Below are 3,259 nucleotides of genomic sequence, written 5' to 3' on the forward strand. Positions count from 1 at the left end.
GTTTTCAGTGCAATAACTGGCGGTACGCAAACCCAGCACTGGCGCGGGGGTGGTGTTGGTAGATCGTTGATTCTGTTGGCTTTCCTGTTCACTTCTCAAACGGGTATCGTGGCCTCCCGCTAATGGGGTTCACGATGCAGGACTGGCAAACGACGTTTTTGGGGATGCGTGAGCTGCCCCGCGATATCAGTGACTTCGAGATGAAGGCGTTTTTCACCTTCGATGGTGCAGAGCGCGAGGCAATCAATGCGCGCCGGGGTGACGCCCACAAGCTCGGTCTGGCGCTGCATATCGGGTTTTTGCGCATGAGTGGCCGCCTGCTGTATGCCTTTCGGGTGGTTCCCGTCGCCCTGTGGCGCCACTTGAGCGAGGAACTTGGCATTGCCACCCCTGATGTGGCTTCGCTGCGCACGCTGTACGGGCGGGAGAAGACACTGTTCGATCACCAGCAAGTAGCGTGCACGGCCCTTGGTTTTCGGTGGATGAGCGAGCACCAACGCCGCTCCCTGGTGCGTGAACTGCGGGACGAAGTGGCCCGTTGCGCCGACCGCGATCAACTGCTCGGGAGGGCCCGCCAATGGCTGTACAAGAATAAGCTGGTGATCGTGCACGAGCGGGCCATCCGGACTTTGATTGCGAGCGCACTCACCCAGCTCGAAGCGGAGACAGGTGCTGCAATCGCCGCCAGCGTCGATCCGGCAACCCTTGATCGGTGGCGAACCTCGGTTGCAGAGCTGCGCCCAGATGGACAAACCCAACAAAGCTGGCTGTGGTCGGCGCCGGCCAAGCACTCAACCCGCCAAATCAGCGAGGTACTTGAACGCATCGATCTGCTGTACGAGCTGGACGTTCATAAACACCTGACCGACATCCCCGATCTCATCTTGCGCCGTTACGCGCGCCGACTAGTCTCTCGGCCGCCGTCTGCCGGCGCCAAGATCAAGGAACCCGCGCGCACCGTGGAGGTCGCCTGCTTTCTGCGGTATTGCCTGTTCACCACCACGGACCAGTTGATTTTGATGGTGCAGCGCCGGATTGCCGATCTGTGGCGCCAGACCGCTGCCGAGGTCCCCGCCACCGTCAACTGGGCGGCGATGTACAAAACGCTACTGGCCGAACTCGTGGCCTTGAGCGCCCAGGGCGCTGTGCCGGACGCCGAGCTGCGCGCACGGCTTGAAGCCTTGGTCATCGAAACCCAGAAACGCAAGCCACCCAGTCGGGCCTCCCTTGTGCGCGAAGGATTGATTGATGTCATTCGCCCCGTACGCTCACTGCTTGTGGCAATTGCAAAGCTTCCATGGCAAGCCACCGGAGAGCATCCCACCATCGACGCCCTGACGAAATTGAGCGCCTATTACGCCAGTAACATCAGAAAGTTGCCGGATGGCGTTGTCGCGCCAGGCCTGGGGAAGGTCTGGCAAGCCGCCATATCCAGCCCAGACCGGGAACGGGCGTTTCGGGCATTGGAGGTTGCCACCTTGTTTGCCCTGCGCCGCGCGGTGCGCAATGGATCGGTCTGGATCGAGCACAGCTTGAGTTTTAGGGGCCGTGCACGCCTGTTCTTCACGGACGAACGTTGGAAGGACGAGTCCAAGAAGCACTATGCCCGTCTGTCGCTGCCCGGCAAGGCGGCCACCTTTCTGAAGCCATTGTTGGCCAAGGTAACTGCAGGTGTCGATGCTGTGGCTGCGGCGGCACGCAGTGGCGTACTGCGCGTCGACGATGAACTCCACCTCTCAGTTTTACCCGCCGAAGACGAAGACCCCGAAGTCACCAAGCTACGGGCGGCTTTGGATCACCGCATCGGCGAAGTGCAATTGCCTGAAGTGATTCTGGCCGTTGACGCCCAGGTGCGCTTCAGCTGGATCATGCTCGGCCGTGAACCACGGTCAACAGCGGAACTGCTGATGGTCTATGCCGGCATCATGGCCCACGGCACCAGTCTGACAGCCATCGAATGCGCGCGCATGATTCCGCAGTTGTCTGCCACCAGCATCCGCCAGGCCATGCGCTGGGCACGGGACGAACGCCGTCTGAGTCAGGCTTGCCAGGCGGTGCTGGAGTTTATGCAACGCCACCCGATCGCCACCACTTGGGGCCGTTCAGACCTGGCGTCTTCTGACATGATGAGCATGGAGACAACCAAGCGGGTATGGCAGGCCCGGCTTGATCCCCGGCGCAACACGCCCTCCATTGGCATCTACTCCCATGTACGCGACCGCTGGGGAATCTTTCACGCACAGCCCTTCGTGCTCAATGAGCGCCAAGCTGGCGTGGCCATTGAAGGCGTCATACGTCAGGAACGCCTTGAAACCAGCCAACTGGCGGTGGACACCCACGGCTACACCGATTTTGCGATGGCACTGGCCCGGTTGTTGGGCTTTGATCTTTGCCCGCGGTTGAAGGAATTGAAACAACGCCACCTGTTCGTGCCTCGCGGCGCCAAGGTGCCAGCCGAAATAGCTGCGGTGTGCGAGGCCAATGTTGACGTTGCCCTGATCGAAAAGCATTGGGACAGCCTGGTGCATCTGGCGGCTTCGGTCATGAGTGGTCACGCCAGTGCGGTGGCAGCACTGGCGCGGTTTGGCTCTGCTGCCCAGGGTGACCCCATCTATGACGCTGGCGTGCAATTGGGACGTTTGCTGCGAACCGCGTTCCTTGCCGACTACTTTGTTAAGGACGCTTTCAGGAATGAATTGCGCCGGGTGCTCAACCGGGGGGAGGCGGTCAACGCCCTCAAGCGCGCCATTTACACCGGCCGGATCAGCCCGGCACAGGCCAAACGTGTGGACGAAATGCAGGCTGTGGCCGACGCGTTGAGTCTGCTGGCCAACATCGTCATGGCGTGGAACACGTCACAAATGCAGGCTGTTCTGGATCGCTGGTCGAACCGCCGCCAGGCCATTCCGCCGGAACTGATCGGAAAAATTGCTCCCACCAGGCTGGAAAGCATCAACCTGCGAGGCGTGTTCCGCTTTCCTGTTGACCGTTATGCCGACCAAATCCTGCCCTCGCGGCAGGGAGCACCGATAACTGGCACCAACGGATGAAACCGATCACGGTTTGACGCCACGAATCCCGGATTTGAAGGTGAACAGGAAAGCCAACAGAATCAACGATCTACCAACACCACCCCCGCGCCAGTGCTGGGTTTGCGTACCGCCAGTTATTGCACTGAAAACAAGGGGACCCCTTGTACAGCCATTGGCGGGCCCTCCCGAGCAGTTGATCGCGGTCGGCGCAACGGGCCACTTCGTCC

1 protein-coding gene is annotated in these 3,259 nt (G+C 60.7%); it reads left to right on the forward strand.

Annotated features, from left to right (window positions below):
• Positions 1–134 precede the first annotated feature (134 nt).
• Positions 135–3,050, forward strand: coding sequence for a Tn3 family transposase (locus tag ACOQFS_RS03430; protein ID WP_087748587.1), 2,916 nt, complete (start codon positions 135–137; stop codon positions 3,048–3,050).
• Positions 3,051–3,259: the final 209 nt, after the last annotated feature.

The sequence above is a fragment of the Paracidovorax sp. MALMAid1276 genome (genome assembly GCF_049198005.1).
Classification (GTDB): Bacteria; Pseudomonadota; Gammaproteobacteria; order Burkholderiales; family Burkholderiaceae_C; genus Acidovorax.

Coding starts and splice junctions, on each gene's coding strand:
- ACOQFS_RS03430 (WP_087748587.1), top strand. CDS start 135: ATGCAGGACTGGCAAACGACGTTTTTGGGGATGCGTGAGCTGCCCCGC.